17 protein-coding genes are annotated in these 25,683 nt (G+C 65.4%); all 17 read left to right on the forward strand.

Annotated elements, in window-relative coordinates; translation table 11 throughout:
• Positions 1-164 precede the first annotated feature (164 nt).
• Complete coding sequence (locus ENJ37_06890) at positions 165-443, forward strand: integration host factor subunit beta (protein HHL40213.1); 279 nt, start codon at positions 165-167, stop codon at positions 441-443.
• 120 nt (positions 444-563) lie between these two features.
• Positions 564-1,052, forward strand: coding sequence for an HIT domain-containing protein (locus tag ENJ37_06895; protein ID HHL40214.1), 489 nt, complete (start codon positions 564-566; stop codon positions 1,050-1,052).
• A gap of 601 nt (positions 1,053-1,653) precedes the next feature.
• The gene (locus ENJ37_06900; protein ID HHL40215.1) at positions 1,654-3,873 is read left to right on the forward strand and encodes an NADP-dependent isocitrate dehydrogenase; all 2,220 of its coding nucleotides are present in this window, start codon (positions 1,654-1,656) and stop codon (positions 3,871-3,873) included.
• A 107-nt stretch (positions 3,874-3,980) separates the two neighbouring features.
• Complete coding sequence (locus tag ENJ37_06905; protein ID HHL40216.1) at positions 3,981-5,252, forward strand: carboxylate--amine ligase; 1,272 nt, start codon at positions 3,981-3,983, stop codon at positions 5,250-5,252.
• Between the two features lie 101 nt (positions 5,253-5,353).
• A complete protein-coding gene (locus ENJ37_06910; GenBank protein HHL40217.1) occupies positions 5,354-8,065 on the forward strand; it encodes a CoA-binding protein in 2,712 nt (903 codons plus the stop codon).
• A gap of 209 nt (positions 8,066-8,274) precedes the next feature.
• Positions 8,275-8,904 carry a hypothetical protein gene (locus ENJ37_06915; GenBank protein HHL40218.1) on the forward strand — a complete coding sequence of 210 codons (630 nt, stop codon included), beginning with the start codon at positions 8,275-8,277 and terminating at the stop codon, positions 8,902-8,904.
• A 232-nt stretch (positions 8,905-9,136) separates the two neighbouring features.
• Entirely contained in the window at positions 9,137-10,495 is a 1,359-nt protein-coding gene (miaB, locus tag ENJ37_06920; protein ID HHL40219.1) for a tRNA (N6-isopentenyl adenosine(37)-C2)-methylthiotransferase MiaB, read from the forward strand.
• Positions 10,486-10,995, forward strand: coding sequence for a bifunctional nuclease family protein (locus ENJ37_06925; protein ID HHL40220.1), 510 nt, complete (start codon positions 10,486-10,488; stop codon positions 10,993-10,995). The genes miaB and ENJ37_06925 overlap by 10 nt, the downstream gene beginning before the upstream one ends.
• Before the next feature lie 249 nt (positions 10,996-11,244).
• Complete coding sequence (locus tag ENJ37_06930) at positions 11,245-12,216, forward strand: hypothetical protein (protein ID HHL40221.1); 972 nt, start codon at positions 11,245-11,247, stop codon at positions 12,214-12,216.
• Position 12,217: 1 nt separating this feature from the next.
• On the forward strand, positions 12,218-13,777 hold the full coding sequence (locus ENJ37_06935) for a DUF4388 domain-containing protein (protein HHL40222.1): 1,560 nt from the start codon (positions 12,218-12,220) through the stop codon (positions 13,775-13,777).
• Positions 13,778-13,933: 156 nt separating this feature from the next.
• A complete protein-coding gene (locus ENJ37_06940) occupies positions 13,934-14,587 on the forward strand; it encodes a histidinol phosphate phosphatase domain-containing protein (protein HHL40223.1) in 654 nt (217 codons plus the stop codon).
• Positions 14,553-15,779: a hypothetical protein gene (locus ENJ37_06945; GenBank protein HHL40224.1), complete on the forward strand. Its 1,227-nt coding sequence runs from the start codon at positions 14,553-14,555 to the stop codon at positions 15,777-15,779. The genes ENJ37_06940 and ENJ37_06945 overlap by 35 nt, the downstream gene beginning before the upstream one ends.
• Positions 15,776-18,004 (forward strand): glycoside hydrolase, encoded by a 2,229-nt coding sequence (locus ENJ37_06950; protein HHL40225.1) that lies wholly within the window; start codon positions 15,776-15,778, stop codon positions 18,002-18,004. The genes ENJ37_06945 and ENJ37_06950 overlap by 4 nt, the downstream gene beginning before the upstream one ends.
• The gene (gene mutS, locus ENJ37_06955) at positions 17,887-20,703 is read left to right on the forward strand and encodes a DNA mismatch repair protein MutS (GenBank protein HHL40226.1); all 2,817 of its coding nucleotides are present in this window, start codon (positions 17,887-17,889) and stop codon (positions 20,701-20,703) included. Before ENJ37_06950 ends, mutS begins: the two co-directional genes overlap by 118 nt.
• 61 nt (positions 20,704-20,764) lie before the next feature.
• Positions 20,765-21,976, forward strand: a complete 1,212-nt coding sequence (locus tag ENJ37_06960; GenBank protein HHL40227.1) for an N-acetylmuramoyl-L-alanine amidase — start codon at positions 20,765-20,767, stop codon at positions 21,974-21,976.
• Positions 21,957-24,635 carry a [protein-PII] uridylyltransferase gene (gene glnD / locus ENJ37_06965; GenBank protein HHL40228.1) on the forward strand — a complete coding sequence of 893 codons (2,679 nt, stop codon included), beginning with the start codon at positions 21,957-21,959 and terminating at the stop codon, positions 24,633-24,635. The genes ENJ37_06960 and glnD overlap by 20 nt, the downstream gene beginning before the upstream one ends.
• On the forward strand, positions 24,604-25,545 hold the full coding sequence (gene xerD, locus ENJ37_06970; protein ID HHL40229.1) for a site-specific tyrosine recombinase XerD: 942 nt from the start codon (positions 24,604-24,606) through the stop codon (positions 25,543-25,545). The genes glnD and xerD overlap by 32 nt, the downstream gene beginning before the upstream one ends.
• Positions 25,546-25,683 lie beyond the last annotated feature (138 nt).

Genomic DNA, 25,683 nt, shown 5'->3' on the forward strand with positions numbered 1-25,683 from the left:
ACCCTGAGAGCACGATCTTCTCACACTTCGAGGGCCGGGCGACTTGTTCTTGTTTGGAGTCTTCTTGAAGAAGAGGGGGGAAGAAGCCGTACGAGGCTTCGCAGGTCCCGGCAAGCCGCCTTCGCCACGGCAGGTACGGTTCTTAATCAAGCAGGAGGGGTCTTATGACCAAAAGCGAACTTATCGAGGCGGTATCCTCCAAGGTTGAGAATTTCTCGCGCAAGGACATCGAGGTCATCGTGGACACGCTCTTCGGGAGCATGACCGAAAGCCTGGCAAAGGGCGAAAAGATAGAAATACGGGGCTTCGGCAGCTTCAAGGTCAAGGAGCGCGACGGCCGCGTGGGCCGCAACCCCAAGTCCGGCGAATCGATCTACATAGAATCCAAACGGGTACCCTTCTTCAAGGCGGGAAAAGAACTCAAGGAGAGGGTCAACAGGTAGACGCCCCGCCCCCGCGTGGTGCTCGCGGGTCCTGGAGGAAGAGTCCTCGCCCTTTACCAATCTCTTGCCGCTGCGAGGCCCCCATGCGGCGTGTCTACCGGGAAGGCCGAGTGTCAGGCTATGAAGCAGTTATGGGCCCCCTGGCGCCTTCAATACATCGCTGAGGCCGACAGGCAGCCGCCTCGATGCATATTCTGCGACGCGGCGTCGGCCGGCCCGCCTGGTTCCGACGGACTGGTGCTGCGCCGCGAGGCGCTCGCAACGGTCATGCTCAACAAATACCCCTACAGCAACGGCCACATCCTCATCGCCCCCGCAAGCCACAAGGCCGCCGTCGAGGACCTCGACGGCGACGAGTCGGCCTCGCTCTTCAGCCTCGTCCAGAGGTCCGTCTCCGTGCTCAAGGAGGCCTTCAGCCCCGACGGCTTCAACATAGGCATGAACCTCGGCAACGCGGCCGGCGCGGGCATCGAGGACCACCTCCATGTGCACGTCGTTCCGCGCTGGGGCGGTGACACAAACTTCATGCCCGTGCTCGCCGACACGCGCGTCATCCCCCAGCACCTCGAGGAGACGGCCCGCCTGCTCAGACCGCGCTTCGGCGACTGACACCGCTCAACCACGCCGGGGGAGACTTTCTGCAGAAGGGCCATAGGCCCCACGTTCTCCCCGCGGCGCCCTCGTATGTCATTCGGCTGCTTGGCGGTCCTCCGGAGGTTCGGCCCGCGCCAGGCGGGATTTTTTACGCCTTTGCGGCCCGAACCTCCGGAGGACCGCCCCGCCTGGCGGCTGATGCGGGCAAGACACCCCCTTCAAAGACTTTCAGTTCCCTGCGGATCACCCCGATTTTGCTTGCAAAACCGGGATGATCCGCAGGGCGTTAAAAGTTTTTGGAGGGAGTCTGAGGGAACCTTTTTACAAAAAGGTTCCCTCAGTGCTTTTTTGCTTGACAACCCCATGCGTTTGTATTAAAAGGGACGCTCCAAAAACAAACCACACCACTTCCGTGACTGACGGGGAATAAGGTGGGGCACCACCGGGGAGCGGAAGTAATAACGAGCCGACCGTCTGGGCACTAACAACGGAAACAGTCCCATCCTGTTTTTTAGCGCCTTGGACGGTTTTTTTGTCGGCCGGGCTACGGCGCCCGAGTCCCCGCCAGGCGGGACGGCGCCCGTGTTCACGAGTAAGCAAAGAGGAGGTTGTACCCATGTCTGAAAAGATTATCTACACGGCCGTGGACGAGGCTCCCATGCTCGCCACCCACTCGCTGCTCCCCATAATAAGGGCCTATGCGGCCAAGGCCGGGATCGAGGTCGAGACAAAGGACATCTCCCTTGCCGGCAGGATACTGGCAAACTTCCCCGAATGCCTCACCGAGGAACAGAGGGTGCCCGACGACCTCGCCCTCCTCGGCGAGCTCGTCAAGAAGCCGGAGGCCAACATCATAAAGCTGCCCAACATCAGCGCTTCCGTGCCCCAGCTCAAGGCGGCCATAAAGGAACTCCAGAGCCAGGGCTACAACGTGCCCGACTACCCTGAGGAGCCCAGGGACGACAAGGAGCGGGAGATCAAGGCCCGCTACGGCAAGGTGCTCGGCAGCGCCGTCAACCCCGTGCTCAGGGAGGGGAACTCGGACCGCAGGGCCGCAAAGGCCGTAAAGGACTACGCCAGGAAGAATCCCCACCGCATGGCCCCCTGGAGCCCCGACTCCAAGGCCCACGTGGCCCACATGAGCGGCGGCGACTTCTTCGGCGGCGAGAAGTCCACGACCGTGCCCGAGGCCACGGAGTTCAGGATAGAGTTCGTCTCCGACGACGGCGGGACGACGGAGCTGAGAAAGAGCGCCCCCCTTCTCGCCGGCGAGGTCATCGACGCCTCGGTCATGAGCCGCAAGGCGCTGAGGGACTTCCTCGCCGAGCAGATCGAGGACGCCAGGCAGCGGGACGTCCTCTTCTCCATACACCTCAAGGCTACGATGATGAAGGTCTCCGACCCCATCATCTTCGGCCACGCCGTCTCGGTCTACTTCAACGACGTCTTCGAGAAGTACGCCGACCTCTTCGCCGAGCTCGGCGTCAACCCCAACAACGGTCTCGGCGACCTCTACGCCAAGATAGCGGCGCTGCCCGAAGACAAGAGGGCCGAGATAGAGGCCGACATCAAGGCGTGTCTCGAGAAGGGGCCCGACATCGCCATGGTCAACTCCGACAAGGGCATCACCAACCTCCACGTGCCGAGCGACGTTATCATAGACGCCTCCATGCCGCCCATGATCCGTGACGGCGGCAAGATGTGGGGGCCCGACGGCCGGCTCCACGACGCCAAGGCCGTCATCCCCGACAGGAGCTACGCCGGCATCTACCAGGCCGTCATAGACGACTGCAAGAAGAACGGCGCCTTCGACCCGGCCACCATGGGGAGCGTGCCCAACGTGGGACTCATGGCCCAGAAGGCCGAGGAGTACGGCTCCCACGACAAGACCTTCCAGGCCCCGGGAAGCGGCGTCATCCGCGCCGTCGACCCATCGGGCAAGGTGCTCCTCGAACAGAGGGTGGAGGAAGGCGACATATTCCGCATGTGCCAGACAAAGGACGCGCCCATACGCGACTGGGTGAAGCTGGCCGTCACCAGGGCCAGGGCCACCGGCGCTCCCGCCGTCTTCTGGCTAAACGAGCAGAGGGCCCACGACAGGCAGCTCATCGCCAAGGTCGAGCGCTATCTCGAGGACCACGACACCGAGGGGCTCGACATCAGGATCATGGCTCCCGTCGACGCCATGCGTTTCTCGCTGGAGCGCATAAGGGAGGGCAAGGACACCATATCGGTGACCGGCAACGTCCTTCGTGACTACCTGACCGACCTCTTCCCCATACTCGAGCTCGGCACGAGCGCCAAGATGCTCTCCATCGTGCCGCTCATGAACGGCGGAGGCCTCTTCGAGACCGGAGCCGGCGGCTCGGCGCCCAAACACGTCCAGCAGTTCCTCCAGGAAGGGTACCTGCGGTGGGACTCGCTGGGCGAGTACCTGGCGCTTGCCGAGTCGCTCCACCACCTGGCGCGCTCCTTCGACAACAAGAAGGCCGAGGTGCTGGCCTCGGCGCTCGACAAGGCCAACGGTCTCATACTGGAGAACAACAGGACGCCGGCGAGAAAGCTCGGAGAACTCGACAACAGGGGGAGCCACTTCTACCTGGCCCTGTACTGGGCCCAGGCCCTGGCCGACCAGAGCGACGACCCCGAGCTCCGGGAGTGTTTCGCCGAGGTCGCCCGCAAGCTCTCCGACAACGAGCGGAAGATCCTCGACGAGCTTGTCGGCGCCCAGCGAAAGCCACAGGACATAGGCGGCTACTATCATCCCGACCCTGAGAAGACCTCGAAGGCCATGCGCCCGAGCGACACTCTCAACGCCATAATCGACTCGATTTAGTCCCGACGGCGGCCGGGCCGCCGGTTGAAACGTCCCCCGCCACCGCGGGGGTATCCGGCACGGCCGGCCGCCGAGCCGCCGCCGGGCAGAACAAGGGAGGTTGAAAGATGCAGCTTACAGGTCTACTTTGGGGCCGCAAGCTCTTAAGCCGTGTCGACTTTCCGGCGGCCGAGGTGCTCGGTCCCGAGGCGAGCGTCGACGAGATCAAGGACCTCATCGCGCGGGCCGGAGAGGTCTTCATAAAGCCCGTATTCAAGGGCGGCGTGGGCAAGAAGGGCAAGTCCGGGCTCATCGGCCGGGCAAAGGACATCGCCACGGCCCTCAAGGAAAAGGAGCGCCTCTACTTCGTGGAGCACCGCTTCGCCAACCAGACGGCCAAGGCCGACGGCGTGACCTTCGAGGGAGGGGTGCCGGCAAACCACGAGGTCTACTTCTCCATAACCGACTCGACGGTCTACAGGGCCCCGACCATGACCATCACCCACCACGGCGGCGTGGACATCGAGGAGCTCCCGGCCGACAAGCTCGCCCAGGTCCCCTTCGACCCGCTCACCGGGCTCAAGAGCTTCCACGTCTCCAACGCCCTCCAGGAGCTGGGCGCGCCCAGGGAGATCATAAGCCCCCTGGTGCAGAACCTTCCCAAGCTCTGGGACCTCTTCAACAACTACGGCATGAGCATGATAGAGCTCAACCCCATACGCATGAGCCCCAACAATAAGGGACGGCTCGTGCCCGTGGCCTGCGACTTCAAGTGCTCCTTCGACATAGACGACCCGGCCTGGAAACGCCTTGAACTGCCGGCCCACCTCTTCGCCTCCGACTACTCGGAGTTCGAGCAGGAGATAAACCAGCTCCGCACCTACCAGGGGCAGAGCGACGTCTTCGTCATGAACCCCCACGGCACCATAACGGCGCCCACCTTCGGCGGCGGCGCAAACGCCCTGGTCACCGAGCTCCTGGGCGAACGGGCCACGATATCGTCCGACTTCGGCGGCAACCCGCCCTACGAGAAGATGAAGCAGATAGCCCGGATATGCTTCAAGTACTGGCTCGCCCAGAGCAACGTGCTCTTCATCATAGGCGGCAAGGCCAACAACACCGACATCTACGAGACCTTCCGCGCCATGGCCGACGCCCTGCGCGAGCACTTCAACACCTACGGCCCCACGCCGCTCTACGTCGTCGTGGGCCGCGGAGGACCGAACCTGGTGCGCGGCATGGCCTATCTGCGCGACACGCTCGACAACCTGAAGCTGCCCTACCGGATGTTCGGTCACGACAGCGCAATGAGCGAGGTCGTGAACTACGCCATAAAGGTCGACGACTGGATGGCCTCCGAGGGCCGCAGGCTCTTCGAGGAGAGGGCGGCGCAGGTCTGAGTCCACGGCTCATCGAGTCTATGACTCATCGAGTCCCCGGCTCATCGGGTCCCCGGCTCGCCGGGCGGACGCAAACGCGAAGAAAAGGACGAGAGAGAACCATGCATAAGAAAGGCATCGAAAAATTCCCTTACTACGTGGGCATAAACTCGCTGGCCGAGGTGGCCACCAGGGAGGACCGGGTATGCGTGCTCAACATACTCGGCGGCGAGAGCCGCACGGTCACTCCCACAAGCCACGCCTTCTCGGGCGGCAACGTCGTATTCGGCACCAGTCCCGGCCGCTCGGGCCAGGTGCTCGAGACCCCCATAGGCGACATACCGGTCTACAACTCCATCAAGGAAGGACGCAAGGCGGGCCACAACTTCAACACCGCCGTCATATACCTTCCGCCCGCGGGCGTGAAGGACGGTGTGGCCGAGGCGGTGCGCCACAACCCGGACCTTAAGAAGGTGATAATCATCACCGAGAAGGTCTCGGTCAAGGACGCCCGCACCATCAGGGCCATATGCCAGGCCAACGGCGTCGACGTCTTCGGCGCCAACTGCCTCGGCGTGGCCGACGCATGGAACGGCGTGCGCATAGGCGGGGCCCTGGGCGGCAGCAAGCCCGAAGAATCGCTGGTCAAGGGCTCGGTGGCCATCTACTCCAACTCCGGCAACTTCACCACCACCATCGCCGTCTATCTGCTCACCAAGGGATGGGGCACCACCACGTCCATATCGAGCGGCAAGGACGTCTACATACACTTCGCCCCCCGCGAGTTCTTCAACGCCCTCGACAACGACGAGCGCAGCAAGGCCGCCGTCATATACGTCGAGCCCGGCGGCTACTACGAGCACGGCCTGCAGATAAACAAGCCCACCGTTGCGTGCGTCGTGGGCCGCTGGAAGGCGAGGCTCACCAAGGCCTGCGGCCACGCCGGAAGCCTCGCGGGCTCGGGAGACGACGCGGCGGCCAAGGAGAAGTGGTTCATGGAGTACTTCGGCGTGGACGGCATCTACACGCCGGAGAACCCGGTCTTCACGGCCAGGGGCGCCGTCGTGACCAACATCGCCCACATACCCGAGGCCCTCACCAGGGTCATGGAGCTCAACGGCGTGGAGCCCGACTTCGAGCCCAAGGGCGACCTCTCGCTCAAGTGCTGGTTCGCCGGCGACGCGGGGCTGCCGATCCCGAAGGAGATAGCCGTCGAGCCCGTCGAGGCCGTGGCGCCATACAACGAGCAGATCGAGGCCGTCAACAGGCTCATCGGCGCCCAGTATCCGCGCCAGTCCATGAAGGACGCCTCCGGCGCCTCCATGATGGACCCCAAGACCCAGGTCTCCAAGATCCACGGCGTCTCCATACTGGACGCCTCCAAGCGCTCGCTCGAGGAGAACCTGGTGCTCTCGCTCCTGAAGGGCTATCCCGACGAGGGGGGCAGAAAGCTCGCCAACACGGCCTTCAACGCCTACGTGAACCACCACGGCGACGGCGCGGCCGCGGCGGCCGACGCCGCGCGCGAGGCCGGGAACTCGCCCAACACGGTCATCTCGTCGGCCGTCTCCATAATGGGCAAGGGCAAGGTGGCCGGGGCCCTCGCCGCTTCCGAGCTCCTGCTCGACCTCTTCCAGCACTCGGGGCTCAAGGACCCCTCCGCCGACTTCGACTTCTCGGGACGGCTCTCCTCGCTGACCGACGAGCACAAGCGCCTGCTCACGGCCTCCGGGCCGTGCCGCCGCGCCGAGGTGCTCTCCAAGGGCATCGAGGCCTCGGGCGTGAGATCGGTCTTCATCGACTTCGTGAAGGAGGCCTCGGCGGGCAATCCCGCCTCGCAGGCCCTGCTCGCCGCCATATGGGCCACCCTTGCCTGGAAGCCGCTCATGGCCAAGGCCATAAGCACGGCGACCTTCACGGCCCTGCCCTGGTACTCGCGTCTCTTCTCGACCATCGTCGGCTGCAGCGTGCCCGCCGACAGACACGGGGAAGGGACCTTCATGGGCGTGTCGGACGAGGAACTCGCCGCTTCCTGGACCTTCACGGAGACGGCCTTCTTCGCCCTCACGGGCAGGCGCCCCGCGGAGAACGAGATCTTCGAGTTCTCCACCCTCATGGGCCTCATCATCACCAACGGCCCCGGCACCATATCGGCCCAGGGCTGCAAGGGCGCCGTTAGCGCCGACGGCCCCGAGGACACGAGGCGGGTGCAGATAAACAAGGCCTTCACCGGCTTCCTCACCCACACGGGCTTCGCCCACGGAGGAAACGGCTACGAGGCCATCGCCTTCCTCATGGAGCGCTTCAAAGGCAGGGGGCTCAAGGACCCCTCCGACAGGTCCCACGGCGTGGACCTCAAGGCCGTGGCCGACGAGTACGCCCGGTGGTACAGCCAGTACAAGGCCGAGCAGAAGGCCGTGGGCAACATCAACTACATGAAGATCCCCTGCATCAACCATCCGGTCTTCAAGGGCAAGCCCGTCAACTACGACCCCCGCGAGCGCTTCGTGAGCGAGCTCTTCGAGGAAAAGGGCATATACAACGTCTTCCTCGACTTCTACCAGACGCTCGTGAAGTCGCTCTACGAGGCCAAGGTGACCAGGAACGTCTACTGCGTCAACGTCGACGCCGTCATCGCCGTCGTGCTCCTCAAGATGGTGTGGGAGGCCTACGAGGCCGGCGAGATCGCCGACGGGGACGTGGAGACGGCGGCCTTCACCACCTTCCTCTTCGGAAGGATGATAGGCTGCGCCGCCGAGATAGACGACCACATAAACAGGGGACGCAACATGGATACCAGAACGCCGGCCTCCCGGTGCAGCTACGTGGGCTGAGCAGGGCCGGCCTGTGCGGGCGCGAGGGGAAGACCAGGGGGTCTTCCCCTTTTTTTGCCTTCCACGCCGGGGCGCCGCCTCTATAACCCCTTGAATTTTCGACCACCCTGCTGTAAAATCTTTCATTTGACAAGGGTCCTGCCATGGTATAACTTATTGAGGTAAGGGCCCGGTGAGCCTGCCGGCCGAACCGCCAAGGAGGTGGAAAATTGAGCGCGCTTGATAGTATCAAGGAGCACAGGAATCTCTTTGTCCTCGCCGTCGCGGCGGCGCTGGCGGTGCTGGTCGCCGTCGTGGTCTTCACCGGCCCGGCTCCCCGGCAGCCCCAGCCCGGCGGCGGCACCCTTGCGGTATCAAAGCGCATAAAGATTGACATTCCGCCCGAACCGGCCCGGCCGGTGAAAGAGCCGGAGAAGAAGGTCGAGCCCGAAAAGACCGTCAAGGCCCCGGCCTACAGGCCGGCGCCGGCAAAGGAGCCCGCGGTCACGCCGAAGAGGAAGGTCGCCGGGAAGCTCGCCTCCAGGGCGCCGGCCGCGAAGAAGCCCGGGGCCGGCGCGACCCCGGCCGAGGGCAAGGGGCGCTACGCCGTCAACCTCGCCTCCTTCCTCTACAAGCCAGAGGCCATGGACGTGATGAGCAGCCTCAAGGCGGCGGGACACAACGCCTACGTCACCGAGTTCGTAAAGGACGGCCAGAGATGGTACAGGGTGCGCGTCGGCTTCTTCGCCTCCCGCGACGAGGCCGCCAAGGCCGGGAAGAGACTCTCCGAGGAGTTCAGACTGCCCGGCGCCTGGGTCGTCAAGCCGTCCGAGTCCGAAAGAAAGGCCCACGGGGGATGACCCCGCCTCTGTGCACGAGGACTTCCCCGACCCCTCAGGACCTTTGACGGCCGCGTTCCTCCACAGGGGCGGGAGTCGCGGGGACGCCGAAGCTCTCCGGCGGGGATCCCGACGGGACCGCGGGGCGAAGTCCCATTCGGGGCGAAGTCCCATTCGGGGCGAAGTCCCATTCGGGACGAAGTCCCATTCGGGGAAAAGCCCCTTTCATGGATATCTTACACCGGTGGTCGATATGGAAAGAACCGAGAGCAAGGGGGAGAGATACGTCTTCATCGAGACCTTCGGCTGTCAGATGAACGAGAGCGACTCGGAGCGCATGCTCGGCTATCTGGCGGCCGAGGGCTATCGCGCCGCCGACGGCCCGGAGCGGGCCGACCTGATCCTCATAAACACCTGTTCCATACGGGACAAGGCCGAGCAGAAGGTCTACAGCACGGCGGGCCGCTTCAGGAGGCTCAAGCGCAGCAGGCCGGGAGTCGTCATAGGGCTTGCAGGCTGTGTGGCCCAGCAGCTCGGCGAGAAGGCCCTGCGGCGCATGGACTACGTGGACCTCGTCTTCGGCCCCCACAACGTCCATCGCATAGGTGAGCTCGTGGACCGCGTGCGCGGCGGCGAGAGAGTGGCGGCCGTGGAGCTGAGCGAAGGGATCGAGGACGACGAGTTCCGCGCCTACTCGCTCGAGAGGTCGGCGGTGAGGGCCTTCGTGCCCATCATGCGGGGCTGCGACAACTTCTGCACCTACTGCATCGTCCCCTATGTGAGGGGCCGCGAGGCGAGCAGGCCATCGGCCCACATAATCGACGAGATACGAAGGCTCGCGGCCGGCGGTGTGCGCGAGGTCACCCTCATAGGCCAGAACGTAAACTCCTACGGCGAGCGTTCGGGCGGCGACACAACCTTTCCGCAACTGCTCAGGCTCGTAGCCTCGGTGGAGGGCGTGGAGCGCATACGCTTTGTCACGTCCCATCCCAAAGACATCTCCGAGGAGCTGATAGGGCTCTTCGGCGAGGAGCCGAGGCTCTGCCGCCACCTCCACCTGCCGGTCCAGTCGGGATCGGACCGGGTGCTGGAGCGGATGGGGAGGGGATACACGAGGGCCCGCTACATGGCCGCCGTGGAGCGCATAAGGGCCCTCTATCCCGACATGGCCCTCACCACGGACATCATAGTAGGCTTCCCCGGCGAGACCGACGAGGACTTCCGCGCCACCATGACGCTCGTCGAGGAGGTGGGATTCGACTCCATATTCTCCTTCAGGTATTCGCCCAGGCCCGGCACGGCGGCCGCGTCCTTTCCCGACGCCGTGGACGGCGGGGTGAGCTCCTCGCGCCTTGCGCAGCTACAGGAGCTTCAAAGAGAGATCGCGGCGGAGAAGAACCGGGCCATGGTGGGCCGTACCGTGGAAGTGCTCGTCGAGGGACCGAGCAAGGCGGACCCCTCGGAGTGGACGGGCAGGACCGGGTGCAACAGGGTGGTCAACTTTCCAGGGCCGGGGCTGCGCCGCGGCCTGTTGGTGGACGTAACGATTACCGACGCCTATGCGAACTCCTTGCGGGGGTTCTGCAATGAAAGGAGCGTGTCATGTTTGTGAGGATGAGGGTCTCCGGTCTCACGGTCGACCCGTTCACCAACGCACCCATAATCATACTCAAGGACCTGGAGAACAAGAAGGCGCTGCCCATATGGATAGGGATCCTCGAGGCCAGCGCCATAGCGACCGAGATCGAGAAGATCACCTTTTCGAGGCCCATGACCCATGACCTTATGCGCAACATCCTGGGGTGCGTGGACGCAACGGTCGACAAGGTGGAGGTCAACGACATAAAGGACAACGTCTACTACGCCACCATCCACATGACCGCCGCCGGGGTGACGCACAGGATAGACGCCCGCCCCAGCGACGCCATAGCGCTTGCGCTCAGGACCGAGTCGCCCATATACGTGGACACCAGGGTGCTCGACAAGTCGCGCAAGATCGATCTTTCGGGCGATGCCGGCGCCGGCGGCTCCGGCGGGGAGAAGAGCTCGAAGGAGTGGCTCGACATGCTCGACGCCCTCTCGCCCGAAGACTTCGGCAAGTACAAGATGTAGAAGGCGCCCTGGCCCGGCGCGGCCGGGCCGTTCATTGGGGCGGCTCCGGATCGCCTGCGCAGTCCCGCCGCCCTTTCTTCCCCCTGCGGGGAGGCGTTCCATCCCCCGGCCCCGTGCCGGTATGCCGGGCGGCGGGCGTTCGCCCGTCGGACGTCCGCCGGGACGCCTCTTCCATCGCGCAGTCCGCCGTCGTGTCCGGCCCGCAGCCCCGCCCGCACAAGGGCCGCCTTTGTCGGGAGAATCGATTACGTGGAGGAGAGAGCGAAGCAGTCACTCCGAGGCAGACTCCATGACGGCCTCTTCGTGGAGGAGTACGGCAGGATAGAGAGCTGCCGGGCCGAGCGGTTCGGCACGAGCTTCTCGGTGGCGCTGGTGCACTTCGACAGGGGGGAGGGCGGTCAGCCGGGAGAGCTCGCCTCTTTTCTCAAGGGCGTGCTGCCTCCCATCCTGTCGGTTACGAGGGACTGCGACGTGGCCGGCATGATAGACGAGGAGCGGCTGCTGATGGTGCTGCCCCACACCGACTACTTCGACTCGCTCAACGTGGTCAGGAAGCTGCGCAAGGCGGCCGCCGCCGCGGCGGGCGGGCTCTGCAGGCGCATACACATCTCGCACGCCACCTTCCCCAGGGACGCAAGGGGCTTCGGGGAGCTCGTCGGCGCCGCCGAAAAACGGCTCGCCCAGCGCTCCCGCTCGCTCTGGGAGCGCATGGGCCTGGAGGGAAAACTCTTCTGGGAGATACTGGCGCAGCTCAAGGGCGTGACGAATGAGGGGCTCGACTACGCCTGCTTCGACACCGGCGAGGGACTCGAGTTCCCCACCTCCCTTCTCCAGAGGCTCACCGAGATGGTCATCCAGGAGGTGATCCGCAGTCCCGACAAAAGGGGCATCCTGTACCTCGGTCTCGGCGATACGACGCCCGATCAGCCGATACTCAAGCTCCTGAGGTCCGTTGGAGAGACGGCGACGAGGATATTCGTGGTGAGCAAGGAGGAGGAGATGGACTGGGAGATCACCGGCGCCGTGCCCATCCACATAGGCGACCTGAGGCTGAGCGACACCTTCTTCACGCTCTTTTTCAGCGAGGAGACGGCCTACGCCGTCATCGCAAGCGAAAGCTGGGGAGGCCAGTACTCCTGCTTTCACACCTCCGATCCCTGTCTCGTCGAGGGGCTCATCACCAAGCTCCAGCGCGACTACAACCTCCAGGAGCAGTTCTGAGATGGCCCGCGTCAAGGCGTTACTGGCACTGAGCGACGAGCGCGAGAGGTCGCTCTTCTACGACTACCTCTCGGCCAGGGGCTTCGAGCTCATCGTGGCCTGCGACGGGGCCGAGGCCGTGGAGCTTGCCACGCGGCTGGGCCCGGACCTCGCCATAGTGGACATCAACATGCCCACCATAAACGGCGAGCGCATCTTCCATCTCCTGCGCACAAGCCCCCATGCATCGGGAGTCCACTTCGTCCTCATCGCCGACACCCACGTGGAGCTGAAGGGCTTCAACCAGGCAAGCGATCTCCTCTTTCTCAGGCCGCTCTACCTCGACGAGGTGTACGGCAGGCTCATGCAGATGCTCTCCGCCGGGGAGAGGCGCTCGCGGGGCTCGTCGCAGATAGCGGGCGACCTCGCCTACATGTCGCTTCCCGACCTGCTGCAGATGCTCCAGATGAACCGCCGCGAGGGGGAGCTGCGCATCGAACACGGTTCCACCCGCGGCGTGGTCACCATAAAGGACGGCGACGTATACAACGCCACCTACGGGAACACGGCGGGTGAAAAGGCCTTCTACCGCCTCATGGGCCTCCACGAGGGCAAGTTCGAGTTCGTCTCCCGCCCGGTCACCGAGGGGCGAAGGCTCAGGGGCTCCACCGAGAGCCTCATGATGGAGGGGAGCAGGCAGATCGACGAGCTCGCAAAGCTCATGAAGAGCTTTCCCATCGAGAACTCGCTGGTCAAGGTCAAGGTCGACCCCAAGACCCTCCCCGAGGGCCTGCAGCCGGTCATCTACGAGACGCTCAGCCTTGCTGGCCTCTACCGCAAGGTGAGCGACATCGTGGAGAACGCCTCCCACCCGGACTTCATCGTCTACCAGACGGTGCTCTCGCTCATGAAGAAGGGCATACTCGAGGAGGTGAAGGCCGGCGAGAGCGGTGACGCGCTCATAGAGGCCGCCGACGAGGCGAGAGTGATGGAGCGGATAGCGGAGCTTACGGGCGAGGTGGCGGCGGCCGCGGGTCCCCGCTACAGGCAGCGGGGGCGGGAGAGGACGGCCGGAGTGAAGGCCAAGCTCTTCGTGGCCGCCCCTGGCCCCGGTGTGCTCCACAGCTTCATCGACGCCTGCAAGCCCATGCCCGAGTTCTTCCGCAGCTATAACCGCACGTGCCGGCCCGGCGAGGAGGCGGTCGGCGAGGCCGGGAGCATAAAGCTGCGATGCGGACTGGAGCTCGTGCTCTTTCTCGTCCCCACGGTGGAGCAGATGGGGCCGCTGTGGCGCGCCTTCTCAAGCGACCTGGCGGGGCTCTTCCTCGTGCTCGGCGGCGGGGGAGCGCAAGGGGCGGCGGGCCTCGCCGCCATGAGGAGGGACATCCTTTCGAGGCGGCGGCTGCCGGTGCTGCACATAGTCCGGGCCGACGGCGAAGATGCGTCCGCCGAGGAACTCAGGTCCGCACTGGGCCTCGGGCACTCAGAAGAGCTCCACACCCTCGACCCCCATGCGGCCAACCCGGCCCAGCCGCTCTTCCGGGCCTACTTCGACAGGCTCCTGAGGGAGGAGGCCTTCTGAGAGGGGGAGAGCGAGACGGGGTCATTGCGGGCGGAGCACCATGAGCCCTGCAGCGAAGTGATCCCCTCTTTGCCACGGCCGCGAAGGGGAAGCCGACTGAGGGGGCGGGGGCGCGACGGGACGGGACGTCTGGATGTTTGCTCAAAGGGGGATAACGTGATAGACTTTCATACCCACTCCATGCTCAGCGACGGAGAGCTCATACCCTCGGAGCTCATAAGGCGGGCCGAGGTGGCCGGTTACAGGGGGCTCGTCATAACGGACCACGTGGACGAATCCAACATGGAGTGCGTCATAAGCGGGGTCCTGAAGGTGACGGGGGCGGCGGCCCGCGGGCGCGGGAGGCTGAAGGTCGTGGCCGGCGTGGAGATAACACACGTCCCGCCGTCGAGGATCGCCGCCGCAGTGAGGGAGGCCAGGCGGCTGGGCGCGCGGTTCGTCGTCTGCCACGGCGAGACGCCGGTGGAGCCGGTGGCGCCGGGTACGAATCTCGCGGCCATAAAGGCCGGCGTGGACCTCCTCTCCCATCCGGGGCTCATAACGGAGAGGGCGGCGGCCATGGCGGCCGACAGGGGCGTGGCCCTCGAGCTCACGAGCCGCAAGGGCCACTCGCTGGCCAACGGCCACGTGGCCCGCATGGCCGTAAAGCACGGCGCCCGGCTCGTGGTCAATACCGACGCCCACGGCCCGGCCGACCTCATGGACATGGAGAAGGCCAGGCTCGTCGTCATGGGCGCCGGCCTCGGATCGAGGGATTTCAACAGGATACGAAAAAATGCCGAGAAACTGCTTGAACGTATCGCCCCGTAGGCTCCTCGCCGCCGCCGTGCTGCTCGCCGTGAGCGGCTGCGCGGCGCAGTCCGTGGAGTGGCGGCAGTCGTGGCCCACCTACCTGGCCGACTACGAGCGCCGCAGCGCCTCGGCCCAGCGGCTCGACGTGCCGCTCAGAGCGCTCTGGAGGCGCGACGTGGCGCCGTACTTCGACGTGCTGCACAAGAGAGGAGGTCCCCAGCTCTCGGCCCCGGCGCTTCGGGACGGCTCGCTCTACGTGGGCTCGCTCGACGGCCGTTTCTACCGCTTCGACGCCGCCACGGGGAACCTGCTCTGGGTCTACGAGGCCGGGGCCCCGCTGGAGTCGCCGCCCACGGTCGACGGCGGCCGGGTCTTCTTCGGCTCGGCCGACGGCGTGATGCGCTGCCTCGACGCCGAGACGGGCCGGGAGATCTTCAGCTACGAGGCGAGCTCCGAGGTCATCTCCTCGCCCGTGCGCGCCTCGGACGTCCTCTTCTTCACGTCGTCGAACAACAGGCTCTACGCCGTAGACGCCGGCAGCGGCGAAAAACTCTGGACCTACGACCGGGGCGTGCAGCCGGCGCTCATCCCCCGCTTCTTCGCCTCCCCGGCCCTCGGCGACGGGAGGGTCTTCGTCCTCTTCTCCGACGGCTTTCTCGTCGCGCTCGACGCTTCGAGCGGCAAGCAGTTGTGGACGAGGCGCGTCATAGAGGACCCCCGCCACGCGCCGCCGGCGCGCAGAACGCCGCTTGTGAGGGAGGGGGCCGTCTACGTCGTCGACGGCGGGGGCGCGCTCGTAGCCGTCGATACGGCCACGGGAGAGGAGATCGACCGCATCGGGGGGCTCGGGGTCCGGGACTTCCTCTTCTCCGGCGCTACACTGCTCATAGTGGGCGGCGATACGGCGCTCGCCATGGACGCCGCGACGAAACACGTCTTCTGGAAGAGGCCGCTCGGACCCATGAGGGTCTCCTCGCTCTTTGTCACGGCCGACAAGCTCTTCCTGCTCTACAACAGGGAGCGCTACCCCCTGGGCTGGAAGCGGCTTGCCTGGACCGAGGGCTACGTCGAGGCCCTGAGCATCGAGTCCGGGCGGAGCCTCTGGACGACGAGGCTCGATTCCACCGTCTCGACGGCCGCCGCCGTCTCCGACGGACACGTGGCCCTGCTCACCGACAGGGGAACGCTCCAGGTCCTGGGGGCGAGATGAGGGGCAGGCTCAACATAGCCTTCTACTGGCACATGCACCAGCCCGTCTACAAGGACCCCTTTACGGGCGAGTACATACTGCCCTGGGTCCTCTTCCACGGCACCAAGGACTACTACGACATGGTCGCCATCCTCGAGGACTTCCCCCAGGTCCGCCAGACCTTCAACCTCGTCCCCTCGCTCATAGAACAGCTCGGCGACTACGGCTCCGGCGGGGTGAGCGACAGGGTGCGGAGCGTGAGCGCCATGAAGGCCTCGGAGCTCGGTCCGGCGGCCCGGCGCTTCATCGTGGAGCGTTTCTTCCAGGCCAGCTGGGAGACCATGATAAGACCCTTTCCGCGGTTCTGGGAACTCCTCGAAAAGCGCGGCTTCTCGTGCGACGACGCCATGCTCGACGCGGCGGCCCGCTACTTCACCGAAGGCGACCTCCTCGACCTCCAGGTCCTCTACAACCTCGTCTGGATCGACCCGACGATCCGCGAGGCCGACGGGCAGTTGCGCCGCCTCGTGGAAAAGGGCCGCAACTTCACGGAAGAGGACAAGCGCCTTGTGCTGGACAAGCAGATCGAGATAATAAACCGCATCATCCCCAAGTATCGCGAGATGGCCGAAAGCGGCGTCGTCGAGCTCACCACGTCGCCCTACTACCACCCCATAATGCCCCTTCTCTGCGACCGCGACGCGGCGCTCGAGGCCATGCCCGACACGCCGCTTCCCCGCAACCGTTTCCGCCACCCCGAGGACGCCCGCGAGCAGCTGCGCCGCGCCATCGCCCTCCACGAGGAGACCTTCGGCCGGCGGCCCGCGGGCGTGTGGCCGTCCGAGGGGTCGGTGAGCATGGAGGTGGCGAAGATACTCATCGACGAGGGGATCCGGTGGACCGCCACCGACGAGGAGATACTCTCCCACTCGCTGGGACGCGCCGTGCCCCGCGACGTGGACGGCCGCACGACGGACCCCTTCCTCTACAGGCCCTATCACATCTCCATCGACGCCAAGGACCTCTCTTTCGTCTTCCGCGACCGCGTGCTCAGCGACCTCATAGGCTTCGAATACTCGAAGATGGACGGCGAGAGGGCGGCGGCCGACATGGTCTCGCGCCTCGAGTTCTGCCGCGACCTCGTCGAGGACCCGGAGGAGCACGTGGTGAGCATAATCCTCGACGGCGAGAACGCCTGGGAGTTCTACAGGCGCGACGGCCACGACTTCCTCAGGGCCCTCTACACGGCGCTCACCGACCATCCGGGGCTTCGCTGCGTGACCCTCGGCGAGTTCCTCGAGGGCCGGACGCGCCGCGAGGCCCTGCCGCGCCTTTACGCGGGGTCGTGGATCAACCACAGCTTCAGGATATGGATAGGCCACAGCGAGGACAACAGGGCCTGGGACATTCTTCACGACGCCAGGGCCGCCCTTGTGGGGGCCGAGAGCGAGGCCCGCGAAAGGGGGGTCTACGAGCAGGAGAAGGCGCGCTTCGAGGAGGCCTGGAAAACACTCTACGCCGCCGAGGGGAGCGACTGGTTCTGGTGGTACGGCGACGACCACTCTTCGATGAACGACCGGGACTTCGATCTCCTCTTCCGCCGCTACGTCATGAAGATATACGAGCTCATAGGCGTCGACCCCCCCGTGGAGCTGGAGGTGCCCATAAGCACCGGGGAGCACGCCTTCGCGCCCGCGCAGGAGCCTTCGGCCTTCATAGAGCCCGCCATCGACGGCGAGATCACGAACTACTACGAATGGCTCGCCGCCGGCAGGATCGAGCGTGTCCACTACGGCGGCGCCATGCACAAGGAATCGCACGGCGGCGGCCTCATCGAAGCCCTCTATTACGGCTTCAGCCGCGACGTCCTCTACTTCAGGCTCGACTACCGCGAGGACGTCGATCCCCGCGAGATCGAGTGGTCCTGTGTGCTCAACTTCATAAGGCCCGCAAGACTCAGGGCGAAGCTCGAGGTCCGGGGCGCGGAGATTGAGGCCGCCTTCGTCCGCCGCAACGAGGAGGCGGGACGGTGGAGCGAGCCGGAGCCCATCGGGCTCGCCGCCTCGGGCGACGTCGTCGAGGTGGGCGTCCCCTTCGACCTCCTCGGCGCGGCTCCCGGAGACCGCATATGGCTCTTCCTCAACGTCGACGCCGGCGAAAAGGGCGCCGAGCGCTGGCCGGCCAAGGGCTTTCTCTCCGTCGAGGTCCCGACCGAGGACTTCGAGCTCAGAAACTGGATAGTCTGACGTATCGTCCCATGTCTAAGAAGCTCACCCCGGCCATGCGCCAGTACATGGAGATCAAGAAGCGCTGCGGCGACGCGATCCTCTTCTTCCGAATGGGCGACTTCTACGAGATGTTCTACGACGACGCCAAGGCGGCCTCCAGGGTCCTGGGCCTCACGCTCACGGCCAGGGACAAGAACCGCGAGGTGCCCATGTGCGGCGTGCCCCACCACGCGGCCAAGGAGTACATAAAGCGGCTGCTCAGGGCGGGCCGCAAGGTGGCCGTCTGCGAGCAGGTCGAAGACCCGTCGGCGTCCAAGGGCATCGTGAAGCGGGCCGTGGAGCGCATCATAACGCCCGGCGTGGCCATGGACGAGGAGTACCTCGACTCGAGGGGCAACAACTTCGTGGCCGCCGCCTTCGTCTCCGGCGACTCCGCGGGCCTCGCCTACATGGACGTGACGACCGGCGAGTTCCGCGTCACCGAGACCCGCGGGCTCAGGGCCCTCCTCGACGAGATCGGCCGCGTCGCCCCTAAGGAGCTCGTCATAAGCGAGCGCGACAGGTCCATAGGCCGTCCCGTGGACAACGTGACCCTCATGGACGCCTACGACTTCGGGAGAGCGACGGCCGAGAAGACGCTGACCGAGCACTTCGGCGTGGCCTCGCTCGACGGCTTCGGCTGCGCCGGTCTCGACGCCGGCGTGTCGGCGGCAGGCGCGCTCCTTGCCTATGTGAAGGCCAACCACCTCGGCGGCCTCTCCCACATAGGGCGGCTCACCCCCTACTTCACCGACGACTTCCTCGTCCTCGATCACCGGACGCGGCGAAACCTCGAAATCACGGAGAACATGCGCGACGGCGGTAGGGAGGGCACGCTTGTCTCGCTCCTTGACCGCACGTCCACGGCCATGGGCGCGCGCAGGCTCCGCTCCTGGCTCCTCTTTCCCCTCGTCGATCCGGGGGCCATAAACGGGCGTCTCGACGCCGTCGAGGAGCTTATCGCCGCGCCGGAGACGAGGTCCGCGGTGCGCTCGCTTCTCCGCGGCGTCTACGACCTGGAGCGCATCATGGGGCGCGTGGCCGCCGGCACGGCGTCGCCGCGGGACGTGGGCGCGCTGGGCGCGACCCTCGAAAGGGTCGCCGAGCTCAAGAAGACCCTCTCCGGGGCCTTCTCCTGCGGGCTGCTGCGCTCGCTCTCCGAGCTGGACGACGTGCCCGAGGCCGCGGCCCTGATAGCCGGGGCCCTCGTCGACGAGCCCGCCCCTGCCCTCGGCTCCGGCCCCGTCATCAGGGAGGGCTACAACGCCGAGCTCGACTCGCTCAAGGCCGTGGGAAGCGGCGGAAAGGACGAGCTTGCGCGCCTGGAGCTAAAGGAGCGCGAGCGCACGGGCATTGCATCCCTCAAGGTGCGCTACAACAAGGTCTTCGGCTACTACATAGAGGTCACCAGGGCCAACCTCGCAAACGTGCCCGACGACTACACGAGAAAGCAGACGCTCGTCAACGCCGAGCGCTTCATAACGCCGGAGCTCAAGGAGTGGGAGTCGAGGATCCTCGGGGCCGAGGAGAGGATAAAGGCCCTGGAGCACGAGCTCTTCACCGCCCTGCGAAGCTCGGTGGCGGGCTTCACGCCCAGGGTGCAGGCCACGGCGGACAGGCTCGCAAGTCTCGACGCCCTCGTCTCGCTGGCCGACACGGCCGAGACCATGGGCTACACCAGGCCCAGGGTCCACGACGGCTACTCCATCGCCATCACCGAGGGCCGCCATCCCGTGGTGGAGGCCATGCTCCGCGACGACCCTTCGGCCGATCCCTTCGTCCCCAACGACCTCACACTCGACGAGGACCGGCGCCTCCTGATACTTACGGGGCCTAACATGGCGGGCAAGTCCACATACCTGCGCCAGAACGCCCTCATCGTCCTCATGGCCCAGACAGGCTCGTTCGTCCCCGCCGCCGAGGCCTCCATAGGCGTGGTGGACAGGATATTCACCAGGGTCGGCGCCTCCGACGACCTGGCCAGGGGCCAGAGCACCTTCATGGTGGAGATGAACGAGACGGCCAACATCCTCAACAACGCAACGGCGCGCAGCTTCATCATCCTCGACGAGATAGGGCGCGGCACCTCGACCTTCGACGGCCTGAGCATCGCCTGGGCCGTGGCCGAGTACGTCCTCGACCGTTCGACCCTCGGCGCCAAGACCCTCTTCGCCACCCACTACCACGAGCTCACGGACATCACCTTGACAAACGAAGGGGCAAAAAATTATAATATGGCGGTGAGGGAATGGAACGACCGCGTCATCTTCCTTCGCAAGGTCGTGCCCGGCGGCAGCAACAGAAGCTACGGCATACAGGTGGCGCGCCTTGCCGGACTGCCCCGTCCGGTGGTGGAGAGGGCCAGGGAACTGCTGAGAAACCTCGAAAGCGGCGAGTTCGACGAAGAGGGGATGCCGAGGGTCGCCGCCCGCAGGGTTGCCGCCCCCAGGGTTGCAGCCAGCGGGGCTGACGCCCGGAGGGTTGCAGTGTGCGGGAGCGGCGGCGAGGCGGCGCGGGAGGGGGGCACGGAGAGCGGCGAGGTTCGCGCGGTCCAGCCCACGCTCTTCGGACACCGCGACCCCCTGCGCGAGGCGCTTCGCGCCGTAGACCCCGACCGCACAACTCCCATCGAGGCCCTGAACCACCTGGCAAGGCTCAAGAAACTGATCGAGCCGTGAGCCGAGCCGGCGCGGCCGGAAGAGGCGCCGTACAGGGAAGAGAACAGGGGCGTACAGTACAATGACTCATCTCCTTCAGGCGGCCTCGAGGCGGGCCGCCTTGTTTTTGGCGTCGCTATCCTTCACGGCGGCGGTCTCCTTCGCCGGGACCGCCGGCGCGGCGGTGAAGGTCGAAGAGATACGTCACTGGTCCAACCCCAGCCACACCCGCGTCGTCATCGGCCTCGACGCCGAGGCGTCCTTCAAGGACCACCTCCTCAAAAAGGACCCCTCCATAAACAAGCCGCGCCGTCTCTACGTCGATATAAGGCCGGCCGTGCTCGGCGGCGGCCTGCCCCGCTCAATCGACATAAACGACGGCCTGCTGCTGCGCGTGCGCTCCGGCCAGAACACGAAGACCACGGTGCGCGTGGTGCTCGACATCGAGAGCATCGAGTCCTACCGCGTCTACGCCCTCAAAAATCCCTACAGGATCGTCATAGACGTGGAGGGCGTGAGGAGAGGGAAGGGCGGGGGTGGGCCGGGCCGCGGGGGCGGCAAGGGCGAGGTGCGCGGCCGGGCAGCTCCCCCACGGCGCCAGGCCCCCGGGGCCGCCCGCCGCAAGGTCGTACTCATCGACCCGGGACACGGCGGCAAGGACCCCGGCGCCATAGGAAGGCGCGGGCTCAAGGAAAAGGACGTGGTGCTCAGGCTTGCAAAGCTCGTGGCCGCCGAACTCCGGACGAGAAAGGACCTGCGCGTAATCCTCACGCGCTCGTCCGACGTCTTCATCCCCCTCGAGGAGAGGGCGGGCATGGCCATAAAGCACGACGCCGACCTCTTCGTCTCCATCCACGCAAACGCCAGTCCGAGACGGCGAGCCTCGGGCGTAGAGACCTACTTTCCGAGCAAGACGAGCGACCGCAAGGCCCTGGAGATCGCCGCCCGCGAGAACAACACGACCGTCAAGGAGATGAGCGACCTCCAGTACATCCTCTTCGACCTCCAGATGACGGCGAGCCGGGACCTCTCCATTCGGATGGCCTCCTTCGTCCAGGACTCGGTGATAAGGAACCTCGCCTCGCGCTACAAGGGGATCAAGGGCAACGGCGTCAAGGGCGCGCCCTTCTACGTCCTCGCCCACACGCCCATGCCGAGCATACTCGTCGAGGTCTCGTACATCAGCAACCCCGTCGAGGAAAAGCGCCTGGCCAGCCGAAACTACCTTGAACGGCTCGCCAGGGGCATAGCTGCCGGCGTGCTGCGCTATATCGATGAAGCCGACGATGTTTGACCACAGGACCCTCATGGAGTCCTTCACAGAGACGGCCGACCGCGCCGCCCTCTTCAAGCGGCATCTGCGCCGGGGACTGGACCGCCTCCACGACAGCCACGGCCGCGGAGCATCGGGCAGGGAGGTGACGGCAGCGTGGACGGCCCTCGTCGACGAGCTCCTTCGCGCGCTCCTGCGCTCGCTGCTCGAGGAAAACCCCGTGAGCGACGAGCCGGCTCTCGTGGCCCTCGGCGGCTACGGCCGCGCCGAGCTCAACGTCCGCTCCGACGTGGACCTCATGCTCCTCTACAGAAAGCGTCTCACCCCGGAGCTCGAGGCGCTCAACGAGAAGATGCTCTACGTCCTCTGGGACACGGGCCTGGACATGGGCTTCAGCATCCGCTCCGTAGACGAGTGCCTGTCCCTTGCCAGAACCGACCTCAAGACCCTGACCTCGCTCTTCGACCAGCGCCTCATAACGGGCGACAACACGCTCTACGACCACTTCTACAAGGCCGTAAAGGCCCGTCTCTTCAAGAGGGGCGGCATAGACTCCTTCATCAACGAAAAACTCGAGGAACAGGCCCGCCGCCACGAAAAATACGGCGGCTCGGTCTACATCCTCGAGCCCAACGTGAAGGAAGGGGAGGGGGGGCTGCGCGACTTCCACACGGCCTGCTGGATAGCCAAGGCCAGGGGAGGGGACCCGCTGGTCGAGCCCGCCGCCCTCGGACTTCTGAGCGAGAGCGAGCTTCGACGCATACGCGACGCCGTGGACTTCCTCTTCTGGGTGCGCAACGACCTCCACTTCGACACGGGCCGCAAGACCGACCAGCTCACCTTCGACCACCAGGAGCGCATAGCGCGGCTGCTCGGCTTCAGGGACAAACCCCACTGCCTCGCCGTCGAGGCCTTCATGGAGCAGTACTACAGACACGCCATGACGGTAAGCCACATCTCCGGGCTCGTCATCTCGCGGACCATCCACGCTCAGAAGAGCAGGTCCTTCTGGAGAGAACGGCGTCCAAGACCCATCGACGACGACTTCTCCATCGGCGACGGCAAGCTCTTCATCAGGGAGAGGGCCGTGGCCGAAAGACCGGCCGTCATGATACGGGCCTTCCGCCGCATGCAGGAGCACGGCGTCGGCCTCTCCCAGCCGGCAAGGGAAGTGATCCTCATGAACCTGCGGCGCATGGAGTCGGCGAGGGAAGAGCCCGAGGCGGCGGCCGACTTCCTCGACATACTGCGGGGACCGCGGGTCTTCGACACGCTGCGGGAGATGCACAACCTCCGGCTGCTCGACAAGCTCATCCCCGAGTTCGGCGAAATCCACTGCAAGGTCCAGCACGACCGCTACCACATCTACACCGTGGACATCCATACCCTCTTCGCCGTGCGCGAGCTCGAACGGCTCTCTACGGACGAGTACGCCTCGCGCTTTCCGCTCCTCGCCCGCCTCTACGGCGAGGTGACCGACCGGGCCGTCGTCTTCCTCGGCGTCCTCCTCCACGACATCGCCAAGGCCGGAGGCAGGGGCCACGCCGAGCGGGGCGCCGAGATGACCGTAGAGATCTGCCGCAGGCTCCGCCTGCCGAAAGAGGCGGCCCGCCACGTGAAGTTCCTCGTGGGAAACCACCTCATACTGGCCGATACGGCCCAGTACCGCGACCTCCACGACGACAAGCTCATCCTCGACTTCGCCCGAAAGGTGGGCAGCCCCGAAAGACTCGACCTCCTCTACCTGCTCACCTTCGCCGACGTGCGGGCCGTGGGCCCCGACGTGTGGAACCGCTGGAAAGGGGCGCTCTTCCAGGAACTCTACTTCAAGGCCAGGGCCGTCATCGAACGCGGCACCTTCGAGATCGAGGACGCTCAGGAGAGGCTCGACGCCCGCAAGAGCGAGATACGCGCCCTCGCCACGGCCGTGGACCCCGCCTACGTGGAAGAGTATTTCGGACTCCTCCCGAAACGCTACTTCCTGGCGACCCCGCCCGAGGCCGTGGCCGCCCACATGGAGCTTGCAAGGAGCCTCGGCGGACGCCCCCTCGTCATGAAGGTCCGGCAGGTGAAGGAGCGGGCCTACACGGAACTCACCATCTGCACCTACGACACCCACGGCCTCTTCGCCAAGATGGCCGGCGTGCTCGCCGCCAACTCGGTCAACATCCTCGGCGCACAGATAAACACCCTGCGAAACGGCGTGGTCATCGACGTCCTCCAGGTCAAGAGCAGCTACGACACCCTCATCGAGGACGCCGCAAGACTCGAACGCATCGAACGCGAGCTGACGGAGGTAATAACCGGCCGGGCGAGGGTGGAAGAGCTCCTGGCCCGGCGCAAGCCCTCCATCCTGGACCTCAGGACAAAACCCAGGGTCCCCACGCGCGTGCTCATAGACAACGACGTCTCCGACGTCTACACCGTCATAGACATCCGCACACAGGACAGGCTCGGACTCCTCCACGACATCACGAGCCTCCTTACGACACTGGGGCTATTCATCCACGTGGCCAAGATAACGACCAGCGGCGACGAGGCGGCCGACATCTTCTACGTCAAGGACATATTCGGCCAGAAGATATACTTCAAGGAACGGCTCGAAAAGATCAAGACCGCCCTCTGCGACGTGATAGAAAGGCGCGCCGATGGTGAAGAGACAAGCGCCGTCGCCGGCTGACCGGGCGCTCGTGGAGGAATTCATCGAGGAGCTCGTGGCGGGCCGGGGGCTCTCGCTCAACACGGCCGCCGCCTACCGGCGCGACCTCGTAGCCTTCGCCTCCCACCTCACCGCCTCGGGGCTATCCCTGCTCAAGGCCCGTCCCGTCCATGTCGTAGACTTCCTCCGGACCCTGGCCTCGCAGGGCATAAAGCCCCGCTCCTACGCCCGGACCCTCTCGGCCCTTCGCGGCTTCTACCGCCGCCTCGTCACCGAAGGCCGCCTCGACTCCTCGCCCTGTGAGCTCGTCGACATGCCGCGCATAAGGCCCGGTCTTCCCGCCGTCCTCACCCTCGCGGAGACCGAGCGCCTCATCGAGGCCGAAGGGACCGGCGCGCTCGACCGGCGCGACCGCGCCATGGTCGAGCTCCTCTACGCCACGGGCCTGCGCGTCTCCGAGCTCGTCTCACTTCGGCTGAACGACCTCGACCTCCAGAACGGCCTTGTCCGCACCATCGGCAAGGGCGGCCGCGAGCGCCTCGTCCCCATCGGCCAGCAGGCCATGGCCGCCGTCACCACTTATATCAAGGGCCCCCGCCGGGAGCTTCTGCGGGGAGGGGAGAGTCCCTACCTCTTCGTCACCGGGCGGGCCGCTCCCATGACGCGCCAGAACTTCTGGCAGCGCCTCAAGCGCCGCGCCCTCCATTGCGGCATAGACGTCGCCAAGGTCAAGCCCCACGCCCTCCGCCACTCCATAGCCACCCACATGCTAAGCCGCGGCGCCGACCTGCGCATGGTCCAGACCCTCCTCGGCCACAGCGACATCTCCACCACCCAGATATACACCCACGTCGAAACCTCGCGGCTCAAATCAATCCACGGCCGCCATCACCCCCGCTCCTACTTTCTTTTTTTGAAAAAAAGAAGGTAATACCTAACGATTCCGGACCAAAAGTTGTTGTATTTCGTTATAGCCGGTACGCTTTAACAGCCTGTAAATCAAGGGGAAAATGTCCTCGTCTCTGTGGTTGAAGCGGAACGAGATTTCTCCGAGAAAAAGATGGAAAAA

This window comes from Deltaproteobacteria bacterium, from assembly GCA_011375175.1.
In the GTDB taxonomy this organism is placed as follows: domain Bacteria; phylum Desulfobacterota; class GWC2-55-46; order GWC2-55-46; family DRME01; genus DRME01.

Coding starts and splice junctions, on each gene's coding strand:
- ENJ37_06890 (HHL40213.1), top strand. CDS start 165: ATGACCAAAAGCGAACTTATCGAGGCGGTATCCTCCAAGGTTGAGAAT.
- ENJ37_06895 (HHL40214.1), top strand. CDS start 564: ATGAAGCAGTTATGGGCCCCCTGGCGCCTTCAATACATCGCTGAGGCC.
- ENJ37_06900 (HHL40215.1), top strand. CDS start 1,654: ATGTCTGAAAAGATTATCTACACGGCCGTGGACGAGGCTCCCATGCTC.
- ENJ37_06905 (HHL40216.1), top strand. CDS start 3,981: ATGCAGCTTACAGGTCTACTTTGGGGCCGCAAGCTCTTAAGCCGTGTC.
- ENJ37_06910 (HHL40217.1), top strand. CDS start 5,354: ATGCATAAGAAAGGCATCGAAAAATTCCCTTACTACGTGGGCATAAAC.
- miaB (HHL40219.1), top strand. CDS start 9,137: ATGGAAAGAACCGAGAGCAAGGGGGAGAGATACGTCTTCATCGAGACC.
- ENJ37_06925 (HHL40220.1), top strand. CDS start 10,486: ATGTTTGTGAGGATGAGGGTCTCCGGTCTCACGGTCGACCCGTTCACC.
- ENJ37_06935 (HHL40222.1), top strand. CDS start 12,218: ATGGCCCGCGTCAAGGCGTTACTGGCACTGAGCGACGAGCGCGAGAGG.
- ENJ37_06945 (HHL40224.1), top strand. CDS start 14,553: ATGCCGAGAAACTGCTTGAACGTATCGCCCCGTAGGCTCCTCGCCGCC.
- ENJ37_06950 (HHL40225.1), top strand. CDS start 15,776: ATGAGGGGCAGGCTCAACATAGCCTTCTACTGGCACATGCACCAGCCC.
- mutS (HHL40226.1), top strand. CDS start 17,887: ATGGCTCTTCCTCAACGTCGACGCCGGCGAAAAGGGCGCCGAGCGCTG.
- ENJ37_06960 (HHL40227.1), top strand. CDS start 20,765: ATGACTCATCTCCTTCAGGCGGCCTCGAGGCGGGCCGCCTTGTTTTTG.
- glnD (HHL40228.1), top strand. CDS start 21,957: ATGAAGCCGACGATGTTTGACCACAGGACCCTCATGGAGTCCTTCACA.
- xerD (HHL40229.1), top strand. CDS start 24,604: ATGGTGAAGAGACAAGCGCCGTCGCCGGCTGACCGGGCGCTCGTGGAG.